Source organism: Streptomyces sp. NBC_00286 (assembly GCF_036173125.1).
GTDB lineage: Bacteria > Actinomycetota > Actinomycetes > Streptomycetales > Streptomycetaceae > Streptomyces.
Window position 1 is genome coordinate 1,827,955 of the sequence record NZ_CP108054.1, and the last position, 15,409, is coordinate 1,843,363.

Below are 15,409 nucleotides of genomic sequence, written 5' to 3' on the forward strand. Positions count from 1 at the left end.
CGGTCCCATCCGATCGGTAGAGGTTGACATGTCACTGGTGGTCTGTGTCGTCCATGTCGTTGGTCTCGTCTGCGGAGTCGGTGTCCCCGGCCCGTGCCAGCACGCCGAGCGGTACGGGCCGGGCGAACGGCCGTCGCGAGGGCTGGAACTCGCACCCCGCGAGCCCCGCCACCGCGGGTCCGCACATCCGGCCTTGGCACCAGCCCATCCCGGCCCTGGTCAGCAGCTTCACGGTGCGTACGTCACCGGCGCCGAGCTCGCCCGCGGCCTGCCGGATCGCGGAGGCGGGCACCTCCTCGCAGCGGCAGACGACGGTGTCGTCGGCGACCTGCTCGGTCCAGTGGGCGGGCGGGGCGTAGACGGTGTCGAGGACGGCGAAGAACTCCCGCAGCGCCCTACGGGCCTTGGCGGCAGCCTCGTACGAACGCGCGTCGGGAGTACGGGAGTTGAGCCGGGCGGCGATCGAGAGTCCGGCGATTCTCCCCTCGGCGAGCGACAGTACGGCGCCGCCGATCCCGGTGGTCTCCCCGGCCGCCCAGACGCCCGGCACATCGGTGCGCTGCTCCTCGTCGACGGCGACGCCCGTCCCGTCGAGCCGGCAGCCGAGCGCCTCGGCGAGGTCGGTGTGCGGCAGCATGCCGTGCCCGACGGCGAGCGTGTCGCACGCGATACGCCGCTCACTGCCGGGCCGGACACGCCCGTTCCCGTCGAGAGCGGCGACGGTCACGGCCTCGACCCGCTCGCTGCCGTGCGCGGCGACGACGGTGTGCCGGACGTGGACCCTCACCCGCCGCCGGGCCAACTCGGCGGCGTACCGGGCACCTTCGGCAAGCTTGGCGGGATGAACGGCCAGCGCTCTGGCGTGCCGCGCGAGAGTCCTGGGATCGGCGGCCTCGACGAGCGCGGCGACCTCCGCCCCGGCCGCCGCGAGCCCGGCCGCCACCGGCATCAGCAACGGCCCGGTCCCCGCCACCACGACCGTACGCCCCGGCAACACAAGCCCACCCTTGAGCATGGCCTGCGCCCCGCCCGCGGTGACCACTCCGGGGAGGGTCCACCCGGGGAACGGCAGGACCTTCTCGTACCCACCGGTGGCGAGCAGCACGGCATCGGCACCCACGGCGACGGGCCGCTCCTGCTCGGGGCCGAGGAGGGCGTGCACGGTGAAGCCGTCGGACTGCCCTTCCACGAACCACACGTGGTGGTCCGTCAGATGCGTGACGCGGCCCTCCGCGACGTGCGCGGCAAGGCCGACCCGCAGCCGTTCCCAGGTACGCCACTGATGGTGCAGGACCTGGGGCCGACGGGCGCCGAGCGCGGCGGCAGGCTGCCGGTAGAACTGCCCGCCCGCCTCCCCCGCGGAGTCGATCAGACTCACACGTACACCCCGCGCGGCAGCGGCAAGCGCGGCCGCCAGCCCCGCAGGCCCCGCCCCAACCACCGCGACATGCGGCGGCGACCCCTCAGCCATGCTGCTGCCGTTGGCCACGATGCCCCGTCCCTTCCTGTGTACGGATCACATCGCCGGCCTCCGCCCGCACCAGACAAGCGCGCTGGTTCGCCCGCCCGTTGACGGTCACCAGACAGTCGAAGCAGACCCCGATCCCACAGAAGACACCGCGGGGCTCACCACTCCCCCGCGTCGTACGCCACGACGTGATGCCCGCCGCCCAGAGCGCGGCGGCGATCGTCTGCCCCGGCAGGACGGTGATCTCCCGGTCATCGAAGGTGACGGTGAAGGCGGGCCCCGGCCGCGCCACCACCAGTTCCAGCGGAGATCTCACAGGCCCTCCTCGGGAAAACGGTCGGGACGAAACGGACTGAGGTCGAGGTCGAGATCCGAGGTCTTCCCACTCAGCACCTCAGCGATCAAGTGCCCGGTCCCCGTGGCGAGTCCGATCCCAGCCCCTTCATGCCCGCACGCATGCAAGAGCCCCGGCACCCGAGCGTCCGGCCCGATCGCGGGCAGATGGTCGGGCATGTACGGACGAAACCCGAGGTAGGCGCGCATCGCCCGCACCCCCTCCAGGAACGGGAACAACCGTGTAGCCCCCGCCGCCAGCGCCCGCGCGACCGGCAACGAGAAGGACCGGTCGAACCCGACCCGTTCCCGGCTGGACCCGATCAGCACCGGCCCGGCAGCCGTCCCTTCGACCACCGACGAGGTCTGCAACGCCGCCGAGTCACTGGCCACGTCGGCCACATAGTCCGCGGCGTACACCTTGTGCCGCACCGTACGAGGCGGCAACGGCTCGGTGACGAGGACGAAGCCGCGCCGAGGCAGGACGGGCAGCGAGGTACCGGCAAGCGCGGCCAACTCCCCACCCCAGGTCCCGGCAGCGTTCACGACGGCGGGCGCATGAATCTCCCCCTCAGAGGTACGCACTCCCCGCACGGCCCCCGCCCCCGTACGCAACACCTCGGTGACCGCACACCCCGTCCGCAACGAGGCACCCGCGGCCCGCGCGAGCCGTACGACATGGGCAGCGGCGAGGGTAGGCATGACCTGGGCGTCCTGCGGATACAGCACCCCACCCGCGAGCCCCTTCGCCAACTTCGGCTCTACGTCGTGGAGTTGATCCGCCTCAACCGCCACGGCCTCGACCCCGGCCGCCCGCTGCCCATCAACGAGCCCTTCCAGAGCCACGAGCCCCTCCGCCGAGGAGGCAACAACGAGCCCGCCCTTGAGGTCGTACTCAACAGCCGCAGCGATACCGGGCTCACCGGCGAGCTCACCCCACAACCGCCCCGACAACAGAGCAAGTTCAAGCTCAGGCCCAGGCTCCTTGTCGGAAACGAGCAGATTCCCCTCACCGGCCCCGGTCGTACCCGAGGCCACGGGCCCACGGTCCGCAAGCACAACACCAAGCCCAGCCCGAGCCGCGTACAGGGCACAGGCGGCCCCCACCATCCCAGCCCCAACGACGACAACATCGCAGGTCAGAAACGCACTCACTCCAGTACCATGTCACATATCGCTGGACGAGCCAAGGGTGCAGCGCTCGTGAGGGGGCCGCCGGGGACACCTGTTTCTCCGGACACCTCTTCTTCCTGGATGTCGGCGTTCGTGAAGGCGCGCGGGCCTTCACGTCCCTCAACTCGCAGCGGCGGCACCAGGGGCGGGGTCCACACGGGCTGGCCCGTGTTGGGCAAGGCGGCCATGATCTCGTCCCACACCCCGCAGTTCCGCCAGGTCTTGTAACGGGAGTGGATGCCCTTCCAGAGGCCGAACCGCTTGGGAAACTGCTCCCACAGGACGCCCGTGCGCGCCTTGTGGAACATCGCGTCGAGCATCACGCGCCCGGAGCGCATGCGGTGGTTCGGCGGTTCTCACGCCTGGCCCCCAGGAGAGCACAGGATTTCAGGCCCGTGCAATTTGCGTGTGGAGCAAGGTCCGTGAGAGTCGGCGACCCCTGCGCACCAGTCACGAGAAGTATTGAGATCGATCACGGGAAGCTAGGTCGGCGAGCACCCGGGGTCTCAACATGACGCCCGGCCCTCCCCGATCCGACCTGCGGGTGCGGCCATACCCAGCAGCGCCCCCCGGTGGGGTCTCCGGCGGCCCCTCGCACCCGCCCGCACGAGAGCCCCTGGGGCGGCCACCGTGGCCGCCTGGTCACCCAACGCCTGGTGTTTCAGGTACGGTTGCCCGTGCTGCGAGCGGAGTACCCGACGCCTCCGTGAAGTTGAATAGCTGGCCGTCCTCAGTTGATGGACCAGCTTGGACTGAGTCGCGGTTAGGGAAATGGGCCGCAGAAACGTCCAGCGATCCCGAGCATGCTTCCTCGGGACGTCGAGCCAGAAGCAAGGCGCAGAGAGGCGCAGAGTAAGAGGGTGAAGGCGTCCTAAGTGCGCCCTGGAAAGGCACCGAGAGCCTGACGTCGGCACGGCCTCAGTCAAGATCACACGTTTCACACGTGGTGATCAGACTGAGCGCTGCGTGCCGAAGGTCTGATCACCGGAAAAGGTACTCGGACCGTTGAATCTCTCTCTCGGTGTCAAGGTGCTCCTGGTCGTCATCTGCGCCTTGGTCTCCATCATCATCGGCATCGTGGCGGCCCTCGTCATCCACAAGCCGAGCAGCCCAAAAGGACCATCGTTCCTGTACGGAGGCGGCGTGTTCGGCGGTTCCCTGACGCTGTGCCTGGTGGTGCTCACGTCGCTCGGCGTGCTCTGAACGCTCTCGAAGGTCCCGGAGGGCTCGCCTCACATCCGGGACCTTCGAGATACGGCCCCACGCTGGCGCGTCCGTGCCTACGCTCATGCTGTGACGATCACACCGGTTGCCCTCGCCCTGATCAGTACCGGTGCCGGGTTGCTGGGGGCCGTCATCGGCACGGTGGGCACTCTCATGTCGGCCAGCATCACCCAGCGAGCAACCCGCGACCGTGAGAGCGAGTTCAAGATCTGGGAGCGACGCGCCGACGCGATCGAGGAAGCGCACCGCAAGATGCTCGCCCTCGGCAACACCCGCGACGTCGCTTGGGGGCGTAGAGAGTTGCCCGGCGGGGTGAGCCCTGCGGATCTCGACCCGGGGCACCAGGACGAGCCCTACCGATTGGTTGTCACCAAGCTGACGCTCTACACCACGCCTGAGCTGGTGCAGGCATACCGCGAGTCGAATCAAGCGTTTCTGAAATCGCTGCTCGGGATTCAGGGAGTGCGACTCGCGCTATCAGATTCCGGTGCGGAGAGCGACAGGCCGAGAAGGGAGCGGAACATCAACGCGGCGATGGCCACCGCCACTCAGGCAATCGAGAAGTCCAAGGCCGCTGATGAACACCTCGCAGCTGCCTTGCGCGAAGCGGCGACACTCGCGCCCACATCTCAGCGTCGCCACTGAGGGTCAGAAGGGCACGCCAGCGCGCTTGGCCAGCCGCGTGAGACGGGGGTTGCTGCGGCGGTGCAGTGAGGTGAGCACGCGCATCAGCTCTTGGCTTGTCGGGTGCACCCGGGCCATCTCCGGCGCAATGTCCCAAGCCTCTTCGAGCGATTCGAGGGCGGAGTCACGGTCGCCGAGGGCGAGGTGCGACCGGCCGAGGTTCATGTGCAGGGGGCCGATGCGGGTGGCCGGAAGGTCCGTGCCACCTCGGATCAGGTCGTCGGCAGTGTCCAGCGCGCGCCGGTGCTGGTCCATGTCGGAGAACGTCGAGATGACATGGGTGGCCGTCTGGTCCGGCCCGAAGTGGATGCCGTGTTCGTCGGCGTCCTCGCCGTACTCCTCGGCCGTCCGCCAAGCCGCCCTGATGTGCTCCTCAGAAGTGCCCCTGTCCTTGAGCCGACCGGCCAGCGTGAGCCCGCGCAGGTGCAGAATGCCCAGACCGAACGCACGGTCGCGCCCCTCAAGGTTGGACTCGGCCTCAACGATGGCGCGGTCCACGATGGCCAACCCACCTGCGAAGTCACCCGAGTTGAGGAAGGTCCCGGCCTCGTCTCGGGCGGCCACCGTGGCAGCTACCGGGTTCGCTCGCTCGGCGGCCAACCGCTGCTTCATCACGGCCAGTTCGGCAAGGTGCATCCAGCGGTGCCGGGCGGCCAGCCAGTAGACCACGCTGTACGTGTCGGCAACGCGCGTCCAGGCGTCGGGCGACTGAGTGGCGTGCGCGAAGTTGGTCGTGCGGATCAGCACGCCCGGGGTCTTCTGCAACACGGCTGACAGCTCGGTGCGGTAGCGGTGCTCGTTCAGCTCGGCCAGCTCGCGCGGCAGGTCCTCAGGGTGAGGCGGTGGCGCGTCGGGGATGTCGAACCGGCGGATGGCGTAGTTGAGGGCCGTAAGGCTGTTCTCGTCGGCACCCTCGACCGGGGCCGTGCCCAGCAGCTCGTCAAGGGTCATCCGCATGGCTTGGGCGAGGGCTGCGGCGATGCCCTGGGTCAGCGCGCGGTCGCCTACCTCGATCTTGCTGAGCAGCGAGACGGACACGCCTGCCCGCCGGGCAAGGGCAACCTGGCTGAGGCCGCGCGCCTTGCGGCAGACGGCCACGTTCGCACCGGGTCCGGGAATGTTGGTCGCGCTCATACTGTGCGTCTTCCCCGCTCGACTTCCGTTACGTCCCATCGTCCCACCGTGGCCACTCATGCGCCCTGGTGTTGTGCAAGAGGTGTGCAAGTTCGGTTTGCACGGCGGCAGTTGTCTTGAGTGACAGACGTATGCCCAGGTGGGACGAGGGGTCATGGCACAGACACATGAGAAGCCACCGACGATGCTGAGTCACGGCGAACTGCCGTACCCGCACGGAACACTCGTCGAGGACACGAAGCATGACCGGACCGGCGAACTCGTCGGCCTGATCGAGGAGCACACCAAGGAGGGCAGGAAGCTCGTCAGCCAGACGGCGTACTTGCGCCCCAAGGGGGGTGGCACGGAATGGGAAACGCCTTTGGCCCGTATCCAGTCCGTAGAGAACCGTTAAGCGTCCTCACCAAGCGTGCGGTCCTCATCACCCCGGGCGACGTGATCGGCTACAAGGGCGAGTGGCGCACCGTCAAGGAGGCGACGACCGCCCTAGGTCCGATGGGCGGGTTAGCCGTCGTCGTCACCTGGGAGGAGGGCGGCACGGCGCGCTTCCCCGCTGGTGACGAACTCCTGTTAGGGGAACTGGACTCCACCTGACCAGCACTTGAGCCCCACCTCAATTCGACCGAGGTGGGGCTTACTTGTGCACCCACATAGCTCTGAGGTTTGCGGTACTCTCGTGCGCGAGGACCACGAAGTGGACCCTCCGCACCTGGGCGACCCGAATGTCTCGGGAACCAGGACAGGCACCTGGCTGGAGCTTGAGAACCCCCTGGAAATGAGCATATGGGGGTTCGGACGTACCAAGCCGTGATAGCTGGGCCATGACCTCCCCAAGCACTGCATTACTGCTTAACCTGGGTCGACTCCAGTGTTGATCCGCCCGAGAACACTTTTGCGCCTCGTACGTCCCGCGTAACAGGTGTCTCGGTCCGAACCGTAGGGTTCGGATCGAGGCTGCCTGCGCACCCGATCCGACCCATGACAGGGAAGGTAAGGATCGGTGGACGGCACCGCCATCATCGTCATTCTCGCTGTCGCTGGCGTGGCTTCGATCTTCCTCTTCGCTCTGAAGGGGCTGCTCGACCAGATCCCGGATGTCCTGCATTCCGCCACCCGAGCACGGGATGCGTGGGACACATTCAGGAGGGCCGACACCCCGCCCCCGGCGCTCCCGGTGGACGAGTCCCAGGAGCCGCCTGCCGCCGCATAGGTCGTCGCGGGCTTCCGTGGGGTCCCGGAATGGAGGAGACCCCGTCCCGGCCTCCCAGACCCGGGGAGCACACACGAGGCCACGGGAGATACCGCCCGTGGCCTCGTGCTGTTCAACGCGCGGAGTCGCCCGGCTCGATCTCCTTAGCTTGCTCAGGGAGCAACCGATTGACCATCGTCTCCGGTGCCGCTTCCATACCCAAAGCCTTCAGGGCAGCAGCCGAGTTGAGGCGATCCTTTGCCTCAGAGTCTTCGACGCGGTCGATGAAGGTGGTCGCGATTTCGAGCTTGTGATCGATGTCGATCTTGCTCTCGTTGTCCTCAGCGGCCTTGGTCAAGTTGACCATCGTGCGCTTCGAGTGCAGAGCAAGCGCTCCGCCCCCGACCGTGATCAGCGCGCCGGTCAGACTTGTCACCAGCGGTAGGTAACTGAGGTCTGGGTTCCCGGCATGAACCAGTGCCAACACACCCCCCGCAAGGATGATCACGGCACCACCGGTCATGAACCACACGCTCAGCCGGAACGTCCACTCAGCCTGCTTGAGCGTGTGGTTCAAGAAGTCGAAATGGAACTTCTGCCGCCGCTCCGCCAGGCTGGAATGCTCTTCATCTGAGCCATCGTGACCGACCACATTAATGTCGCCGTGTACGACACCCGAAACAGCGATGCCAGTCACCGATCCTGCAGCCGACCCTGTCCGGGACACAACCATGTTGTGATCCTCACCCTGCCGTGTCCGACGCCATGCAACCGCGTCAGGGTCGCTGTCATGCCACTTCCGGCAGACATTCCGCTTGTTGCCCGTGGACCCTGCGTCGTCGTACGTCACGATCGCATAGACCCAATCGCTGCAGTTCGCGCTGCCTTCGCTGTGCACACTGCACTTGAGGCCACTGTCCAAAGGCACAGCCTGGATGTCCGTGATGGTGGACTTCATTCATCGAGATTACGCCGCCGCGATGGCCACCCGGAACCGGATCGGAGCCAGAGCGGTGCGCCCGGAAAGAGGTGTGGGGGCGCCCCGTAGGGGCGCGGGGAACTGCGCGACCAGCCACGACGCACCCGCAGCCGAGACACGACCTGTCACCCCCCCCCACCCCCCTTGGGGGCCCGGGGGCATAGTTCCCGCTTCCGGGAAAGGGCGGGCTTGGGGAAAGAAAACCCCACCCGCACACTCAACCCCGCCCCGCCACCACCCACTTGGACGGCAACTCAATCCGCGTACCGTCCCCCTGGAACTCCGTGGTGACGAGCGGCAGCTCACCACTGGCAAAGACGGTGAGCCCAGCGGCCCGCAGATACTCCGGCACCGCGTCATCGGCCACCTCACCCGGCGCGATGCCATGCCGGAAAACGGGCGCAAGCTTGGCCGGCGGGCCCTCCGGACGCTGAGCAAGCCCCCGCAGCACGACCCCCGCAGCCTCGGCGAGCTCAACGAGAAAAGCCCGCCCCCGCTCCCCCACCAGCGCGGCAACCCCATCGACAACCGGCTGCCGATCCCCGACCTCACACTGATGAAGCACCCCCCGCATATACACGTTCACGTCCCCCAGCTCGGCATGCAACGTCTCCGCCTCACTCTTCTCAGCCGCATCAAGCAGCCGATACGAGGCCTGCCCCGCCCGATCCGCCCGCCGAGCGTGATCGAGGGCGGCGGCGGACAAATCGGCCCCGACAACGTGCGGATACCGATCGGCAAGAAACCGCGTCTGAGTCCCGTTACCGCACCCAAGGTCCACAATCGGCAACCCCGGCGCGACCAAGTGCGGTTCGAACAGCGGAAGATGAACCCCAACGGTGAGCCCGGGCTCCGCATCCCACAGAACGGCCCCCGGTTCACCGGAAGCCTCCCGCCAGAACCCGTCCCACGCGTCCCTGTACCGAGTAGTCACGCTCATGCCCGCTCCCCAGGATGCGACAGCGCCCACCAAAACGGGCGGGCCAGATCGGTCTACCGCGCCCGGAGTGCGCCGACAAGCACGCGGGGCACACCTTTCGTACCTTTCACGGCAGCGTCATCTCGAACCACACGGTCTTCCCGGCAGCCGTACGACTGCTCCCCCACTCGCGAGCCAGCCTGCTCACCACCCGCAGGCCCCGCCCGAACTCGTCGTTCGCCCCCGTACTGAGGAGTGTCGGCAGCGTGGGATCCTCGTCATCCACCTCGCACAGCAACGTGTCCCCGCGAACCAGCCGCAACTCGATCCGCCGACTCCGAGCGTGCCGTACGGCGTTGGTGACCAGCTCGCCCACCATCAACTCCGCTTGATCACCAGGCGAGTTGAGCCCCCACTCGTGAAGCTGTTCACGAACCACAGCCCGAGCCCGGCTGACCTCGATCGGCTCGGACGCGAGCCGCCACGTAGCGACATCCCCGGCATCGATGCCACCAAGCCGCGCCATCAGCAACGCCACATCGTCCTTACGCCCGCCGCGCCCCGCTTTCGAAAAGGTCTCGGCCAGGGCCCGGATGATGGTGTCGCAGGCGTCATCCATAGACGCCGCCGGATGCGCGGCGGACTCACACAGCATGGCGAGCCCGACGCCGATGTCCTCGCCGCGCACCTCCACCAGGCCATCCGTGCACATGACCAGTCGGTCGCCGGGTGACACCCGCACCCGTACGGTCTCGAAGGGCACCCCGCCGACCCCGATGGGCGCCCCCGTCGGCAGATCGAGCAGCTCGCTGCGGCCGTCCTCGGCGCGGACCAACACGGGTGGAACATGGCCCGCGTTGGCGATCTGGAGCTCGCTCGCGATCGGGTCGTACACGGCGTACAGACAGGTCGCGAGATAGTGCTCACCGAGCCGCTGCGCCAAGTCGTCGAGGTTCCGCAGGAGTTGGGCAGGTGGCAGATCGAGGCCCGCCATGGTCTGTACGGCGGTGCGCAACTGGCCCATCATCGCGACGGAGTTGAGCCCGTGCCCCATCACATCGCCGACGACGAGCGCGGTCCGTGAGCCGGGCAGCTTCACCGAGTCGAACCAGTCGCCGCCGACCCGCCCCAGCAACGTACCCGGCAGATAGCGGGTGGCGATGTCGCAGCCGGACATACGGCGCGCGATATGCGGCAGCATGCTGTCCTGGAGGGTCTCGGCGACGCTCTCCTGGTACGTGTACATGCGAGCGTTGTCGAGCACGAGCCCGGCGCGGGCGGCGAGTTCGGCACCCGTCACCCGGTCCATGTCGTTGAACTCGACGCGCTCCGGGTGGCGCAGCAGGATCATGAACCCGAGGACCACATTGCGAGCCTTCAGCGGTACGACCAGCATGGAGCGGCCGGTGATGAGGGGCCGGATGTCGCGCTTCTCGAACTGCGCGGCGATCATGTGGCCCATCTGCTCGCTGATGCGCGGCACGAGGACGGGTTCGCCGGTGGTCATGCACTGGAAGAACGGCGTGTGCGCCGGGAACGGCATGGCCTCGCCGACCGGTACGACATCGTCCCAGCGGCCCGGCTCGTCGGTGTGTTCCACGGCGACGCGGTGCCACATGGTGGTCGTGTCGGGCACACCGTCGGGGAAGCCCTCACCGGCGACCACCTGTTCGCGCAGGTACGTCCCGGCGACGTCGGTGAAGCGCGGCACCACGGCCTTGCTGACCTCGACGATGGTGCGGGACAGGTCGAGCGAGCTGCCGATGCGCCCGCTGACCTCGTTGAGGAACTCCAGACGCTCACGCACCGCCGCGTACTCGAGGTCCTCGCCGTCGTCCTCCAGATCCGGGGGCGCGGGCTGGCCGGACGCCGCCGCCCGAGCCGCACGCTCGCGGCGCGCCATCCGCTCGACGCGCCGTGGCACACCCCAGTCGGGCGTGACGGGCACCCGTTCGTTCTGGCTGAACTCCAGGACGGGATAGCCCAGTTCGAGAACCTGCCCGACGATGCGGGCGCTCTCGCCGACGCTCATGCTGGGCAAGATCTCGGGCAGCCTGCGGGCGAGGTCCTCGGCACCAGGGAAGTCGGTGTGCAGCGCGAAGCCCGGCGCGATGCGTTCGACGGGCGCGCTGTCCTCGGCGTCGGAGGCGTAGTCGCGGCCCGTGCTGTCGGCATCGGCGGCCAGCACGAGCAACCGTTCCCGCCCGGGGCCCACCAGGGGATACGCCCACCACAGGACGTCGGCCCGGTCGGAGCCCGGCACCGAGAGCCGCGCGCGGCCCGCCGCCGGGTAGGACAGCCGCCCATTGAGGGACGATCCGAGGTCGGGCCCTAATCCGTCGTATGCCGCATACGCCCCGTACGGCGTGTTCTCGTCGTCCTCGGTCAGGGCGCCGGAGACGGGCAGCAGATCGGCGGCGGGGCGGCCCACCGCCTCATCCTTGGGAGTCCCGAACAACCGCCGGGCGCCCTGGCTCCAGTGGGAGACCAGACCCTCGCGGTCGACGACGACCACGGCCAGCGGGATGCGGCCCACCACGGCGCCGTTCCCGGCTCCGCCGCCTGAAGCCGCACCTCCATCGGTGCCACGGTCCATGGCCAGGCCCCTTCTCCCCACGGTCCCGCAAGATCTGTGCCGCACCCACCACGGTACGGGTGCGTACGGTTGCCATGTGTGGCAATCCGGGAATTGCTCCGGCGTACGCGACGGAGCGCGACCGGGCGCCATGTCAGTGCGCGACAACGGGTTACTTGGTGTAACCCGTCAGCCTGGCGGCTCTCATAGTGCGTCCACGCAAAACGGTGCGGGGCGCCCCAACGCGCCCCGCACCGTTGCTTGTTGCTCGGTCTACTTCTCGACCTCGGCGGCCAGCTTCGCGAGGACCGTGTCGTAGATGCGCGCGAGGCCCTTGGGAGCGAAGGTCTTCTCGAAGAAGCCGCCGATGCCGCCGGCGCCGTTCCAGACGGTGGTGACGACGACGCGGGCCGCGCCCTCGCCGGCCGGGGTGACGCGCCAGGTGGTGACCATCGAGGAGTTGCGGTCCTTCTCGACGAGTTCGCCGTCGGTGGGCTCGGTCACCTCGAGCAGGCAGTCACGGATGCGCTTGCTGGTGGCCTGGAGCTTCCAGTGGACGAGGGTGCCCTCGCCGTCACCGCCCTCGCGGACCTCGTACTCGCTGAAGTGCTCGGAAAGAATCTTCCCGCGCGTGCCGCTGTAGTCGGCCAGGGCGTCGAAAACGTCGTCCGGCTGTGCGGCTACGACTCGCTCCGTGGTGGCCTCGACCTGCGCCATTGGTTCCTCCAGCACTTGGAAACTCGGGGGTTCGCGGCAAGCCAACCACCAGGCGGCCGAACCGCCCAAATCGGGGTCCCTCAAGGGGTGCAGAAACAGTGACGGACACGCAGGTCATGTTGAGGTCGCACGATCAAGGGAACAAGTGTTCTATTCTGTGGTCAGTGCTACCGAGGAGGCCTCATGCGCTGGGAAAACCTCACCGTGGAGTCCGGCGGCAATCCGCCGGAGAACCCCGCGCTGTTCGGCGCGGACGCGGTTACCACCCGCACCTTCGACACTCCTGAGTTCCGCGGGATCACCTTCCACGAGATCCGGGCCCGGTCGATCGTGAACCGGGTGCCGGGCGCCTCGCGCATGCCCTTCGAGTGGACGATCAACCCGTATCGAGGCTGCTCACACGCGTGCGTCTACTGCTTCGCCCGCAAGTCCCACAGCTATCTGGACCTCGACACGGGCCTCGGCTTCGACAGCCAGATCGTGGTGAAGGTGAACGCACCGGAGCTGCTGCGCCGTCAGCTGGGCTCGCGACGCTGGCACGGCGAGCACATCGCGATGGGCACGAACGTCGACTGCTACCAACGCGCGGAAGGCCGCTACCAGTTGATGCCCGGCATCATCGGCGCCCTGCGCGACCACGCGAACCCCTTCTCGATCCTGACGAAGGGCACCCTGATCCTGCGCGACCTCGACCTCCTGAAGCAGTCCGCCGCCGTCACGGAAGTCGGGATATCCGTCTCCGTGGGCTTCACCGACCCCGAGCTGTGGCGGACCGTCGAGCCGGGCACCCCCGCACCCGAACGCCGCCTGGACGTGGTGCGCACCCTCAACGAGAACGGCATCGGCTGCGGCGTACTGATGGCCCCCGTGATCCCCTTCCTGAGCGACCACCCCTCCCAACTCCGCGCCACCGTACGGGCGATCGCGGCCTCCGGAGCGACCTCGGTGACCCCGCTCGTGCTGCATCTGCGGCCGGGCGCGCGTGAGTGGTTCATGAGCTGGCTGGGGCACCATCACCCGCATCTGGTACGCCGTTACGAGCGGCTGTACGCGGAGGGGGCGTACGCCCCGAAGTGGTACCAGCGCCGGATCACCCGTCAGGTGCACGAACTGGCCCAGGAGTACGGCATCGGCCCCACACCCGCAGGGATGCCGCGCCGAATCCCCGACCCTCAGCCCGAGCCGGAGCCAGCCGTGCCGACGCCCACTCAACTCACTCTGCTCTGACCGACGTTTCCCTGCTCCGACCAGCACCTTTGCCCGGCATCCGGCGGCATCGTGCTGCCCAATAGTGTCAACTCTTTGCAGAACCTGTCCTTCCCGAGGGTCAATTCCGGGACGATGCGGGGCGGGCCGTGATGCGCACGGCTCGAACTCCTCCGTCCTGGGAGGCCTTGATGAAGAAGAGAGCAACCGCTCTGTGCGGTGCCGCCGCCGTGCTGGCCGGGTTGATGACCGCGCTTCCGGCCGACGCGAAGGCGGGTGCCACGACCGCAGAGCGCACCACCCGGTCCGTCGGCGCGGCCAAGCTCGCCTGGAAGAAGTGCGGCACCGAGGACTATCCGACGCTCCAGTGCGCGTCCCTCAAAGTGCGGCTCGACCACTCGAACCCATACAGCGAACGCATCACGATCGCTCTGTCACGCATCCCCCACACCTCGAAGACCTACCAAGGGCCGCTCCTCGTCAACCCGGGCGGCCCCGGCGGCAGCGGTCTCACGCTCGCCGGGTTCGTCGCCTCCTCGCTGCCGAAGGAAGTGGCGGCGCAGTACGACGTCATCGGCTTCGACCCGCGCGGCGTCGGCGACAGCAGGCCCGCGCTGGACTGCCGGCCCGGGCACTTCGCACCCGTACGCCCCGACTCCGTGCCGCGCACCCCCGCCCTGGAGAAGGCCAACCTCGACCGGGCCCAGGCCTTCGCCGAGGAGTGCGGCAAGAAGTACGCGGACGTGCTGCCGTACATCGACACGGTGAGCGCGGTCCAAGACATGGACGCCATCCGGCGCGCACTCGGCGCGAAGAAGATCAATTACTTCGGTTACTCGTACGGCACCTACCTGGGCGCCGTCTACGCGAAGCTCTACCCCGAGCGCGTACGACGCCTGGTGCTCGACTCGATCGTCGACCCGACCGGTGTCTGGTACGACGACAACCTCGATCAGGACTACGCCTTCGACAGCCGCCACAAGGCGTTCATGGCATGGGTCGCCAAGTACGACGCGACGTACAAGCTCGGCACCGATCCCGACAAGATCGAGGCCAAGTGGTACTCGATGCGGGCGGCACTGGCGAAGAAGCCCGCGGACAACACGGTGGGCGCCTCCGAACTCGAGGACACCTTCCTCCCCGGCGGCTACTACAACGGCTACTGGCCGTATCTCGCCGAGGCGTTCGCGGCCTATGTGAACGACAAGGACGACGATCCGCTGGTCGAGGTGTACCAGAACTTCGCCGCCGTCGACGCGGCGGGCGACAACGGCTACAGCATCTACACCGCTGTGGAGTGCCGTGACGCGCCCTGGCCCGGCGACTGGAACCAGTGGCGCCACGACAACTGGAAGGTGCACAAGAAGGCGCCCTTCATGACCTGGAGCAACGCCTGGTACAACGCACCGTGCGCGTTCTGGCCGACGGATTCGCTCGACCCGGTCGACGTCGGCAACGACTCACTGCCGCCGGCCCTGCTGTTCCAGGCGACCGACGACGCGGCCACCCCGTACGAAGGCGGTGTCACGGTCCATCACCTGCTGCGCGACTCAAGCCTGGTAGTCGAGCAGGACGGCGGAAACCACGGCATCACACTCGCCGGAAACACCTGCCTGGACAAGCACCTGGCGACCTACCTCTCCACTGGCAAGGTCCCCCGCAGCGACGGCGAGGCCGACGCGGTATGCGAGGCCCTGCCGGACCCCAAGCCGCTGACAGCACAGGACGACTCGGCGTCACGCGGCGCGAAACTGCACGGCCTGCTGGGCTTCCGAGGCTGAGCCTGGCATGTGAACCGCAGGCAGCGA

General features: G+C 68.0%; 16 protein-coding genes. 7 read left to right on the forward strand and 9 right to left on the reverse strand.

Annotated elements, in window-relative coordinates; all coding sequences use genetic code 11:
- Positions 1–31: 31 nt before the first annotated feature.
- Genes OHT21_RS08305 through OHT21_RS08320 form a run of 4 tightly spaced genes read right to left on the reverse strand, consistent with a single transcriptional unit; the run spans position 32 to position 3,312 of the window.
- Positions 32–1,471: an FAD-dependent oxidoreductase gene (locus tag OHT21_RS08305; RefSeq protein WP_328773997.1), complete on the reverse strand. Its 1,440-nt coding sequence runs from the start codon at positions 1,469–1,471 to the stop codon at positions 32–34.
- Complete coding sequence (locus OHT21_RS08310) at positions 1,464–1,784, reverse strand: (2Fe-2S)-binding protein (RefSeq protein ID WP_328767607.1); 321 nt, start codon at positions 1,782–1,784, stop codon at positions 1,464–1,466. Before OHT21_RS08310 ends, OHT21_RS08305 begins: the two co-directional genes overlap by 8 nt.
- Positions 1,781–2,956 (reverse strand): NAD(P)/FAD-dependent oxidoreductase, encoded by a 1,176-nt coding sequence (locus tag OHT21_RS08315; protein ID WP_328767608.1) that lies wholly within the window; start codon positions 2,954–2,956, stop codon positions 1,781–1,783. Before OHT21_RS08315 ends, OHT21_RS08310 begins: the two co-directional genes overlap by 4 nt.
- Positions 2,953–3,312, reverse strand: coding sequence for a transposase (locus OHT21_RS08320; RefSeq protein ID WP_328767609.1), 360 nt, complete (start codon positions 3,310–3,312; stop codon positions 2,953–2,955). Before OHT21_RS08320 ends, OHT21_RS08315 begins: the two co-directional genes overlap by 4 nt.
- A 667-nt stretch (positions 3,313–3,979) precedes the next feature.
- Between OHT21_RS08320 and OHT21_RS08325 the strand changes: the two genes are divergently transcribed.
- Together OHT21_RS08325 and OHT21_RS08330 are read left to right on the forward strand one after the other, a co-directional pair.
- On the forward strand, positions 3,980–4,177 hold the full coding sequence (locus tag OHT21_RS08325) for a hypothetical protein (RefSeq protein WP_328767610.1): 198 nt from the start codon (positions 3,980–3,982) through the stop codon (positions 4,175–4,177).
- Positions 4,178–4,267: 90 nt separating this feature from the next.
- Positions 4,268–4,843, forward strand: a complete 576-nt coding sequence (locus OHT21_RS08330; protein ID WP_328767611.1) for a hypothetical protein — start codon at positions 4,268–4,270, stop codon at positions 4,841–4,843.
- A gap of 3 nt (positions 4,844–4,846) precedes the next feature.
- Here the strand turns inward: OHT21_RS08330 and OHT21_RS08335 are convergent, their stop codons facing one another.
- Positions 4,847–6,016, reverse strand: a complete 1,170-nt coding sequence (locus OHT21_RS08335; RefSeq protein ID WP_328767612.1) for a helix-turn-helix domain-containing protein — start codon at positions 6,014–6,016, stop codon at positions 4,847–4,849.
- 154 nt (positions 6,017–6,170) lie between these two features.
- Between OHT21_RS08335 and OHT21_RS08340 the strand changes: the two genes are divergently transcribed.
- The 3 genes from OHT21_RS08340 to OHT21_RS08350 all read left to right on the forward strand — a co-directional run bounded on the left by OHT21_RS08340 (position 6,171) and on the right by OHT21_RS08350 (position 7,226).
- The gene (locus OHT21_RS08340; RefSeq protein WP_328767613.1) at positions 6,171–6,410 is read left to right on the forward strand and encodes a hypothetical protein; all 240 of its coding nucleotides are present in this window, start codon (positions 6,171–6,173) and stop codon (positions 6,408–6,410) included.
- Positions 6,411–6,451: 41 nt separating this feature from the next.
- The gene (locus OHT21_RS08345) at positions 6,452–6,610 is read left to right on the forward strand and encodes a hypothetical protein (RefSeq protein ID WP_328767614.1); all 159 of its coding nucleotides are present in this window, start codon (positions 6,452–6,454) and stop codon (positions 6,608–6,610) included.
- A 406-nt stretch (positions 6,611–7,016) separates the two neighbouring features.
- Positions 7,017–7,226 (forward strand): hypothetical protein, encoded by a 210-nt coding sequence (locus tag OHT21_RS08350; protein WP_328767615.1) that lies wholly within the window; start codon positions 7,017–7,019, stop codon positions 7,224–7,226.
- Positions 7,227–7,338: 112 nt separating this feature from the next.
- Here OHT21_RS08350 and OHT21_RS08355 read toward each other — a convergent pair whose 3' ends face one another.
- The 4 genes from OHT21_RS08355 to OHT21_RS08370 form a co-directional block, all read right to left on the reverse strand.
- Positions 7,339–8,163 carry a TRADD-N-associated membrane domain-containing protein gene (locus OHT21_RS08355; protein WP_328767616.1) on the reverse strand — a complete coding sequence of 275 codons (825 nt, stop codon included), beginning with the start codon at positions 8,161–8,163 and terminating at the stop codon, positions 7,339–7,341.
- A 238-nt stretch (positions 8,164–8,401) separates the two neighbouring features.
- Positions 8,402–9,124: a class I SAM-dependent methyltransferase gene (locus OHT21_RS08360; protein ID WP_328767617.1), complete on the reverse strand. Its 723-nt coding sequence runs from the start codon at positions 9,122–9,124 to the stop codon at positions 8,402–8,404.
- 106 nt (positions 9,125–9,230) lie between these two features.
- Positions 9,231–11,699 (reverse strand): ATP-binding SpoIIE family protein phosphatase, encoded by a 2,469-nt coding sequence (locus OHT21_RS08365; RefSeq protein ID WP_328767618.1) that lies wholly within the window; start codon positions 11,697–11,699, stop codon positions 9,231–9,233.
- Positions 11,700–11,951: 252 nt separating this feature from the next.
- Entirely contained in the window at positions 11,952–12,395 is a 444-nt protein-coding gene (locus tag OHT21_RS08370; protein ID WP_328767619.1) for an SRPBCC family protein, read from the reverse strand.
- Between the two features lie 183 nt (positions 12,396–12,578).
- On the opposite strand from OHT21_RS08370, the gene OHT21_RS08375 reads away from it, so the two are divergent.
- A complete protein-coding gene (locus tag OHT21_RS08375; RefSeq protein WP_328767620.1) occupies positions 12,579–13,622 on the forward strand; it encodes an Rv2578c family radical SAM protein in 1,044 nt (347 codons plus the stop codon).
- Between the two features lie 170 nt (positions 13,623–13,792).
- Complete coding sequence (locus OHT21_RS08380; RefSeq protein WP_328767621.1) at positions 13,793–15,382, forward strand: alpha/beta hydrolase; 1,590 nt, start codon at positions 13,793–13,795, stop codon at positions 15,380–15,382.
- The last annotated feature ends 27 nt before the right edge of the window (positions 15,383–15,409 follow it).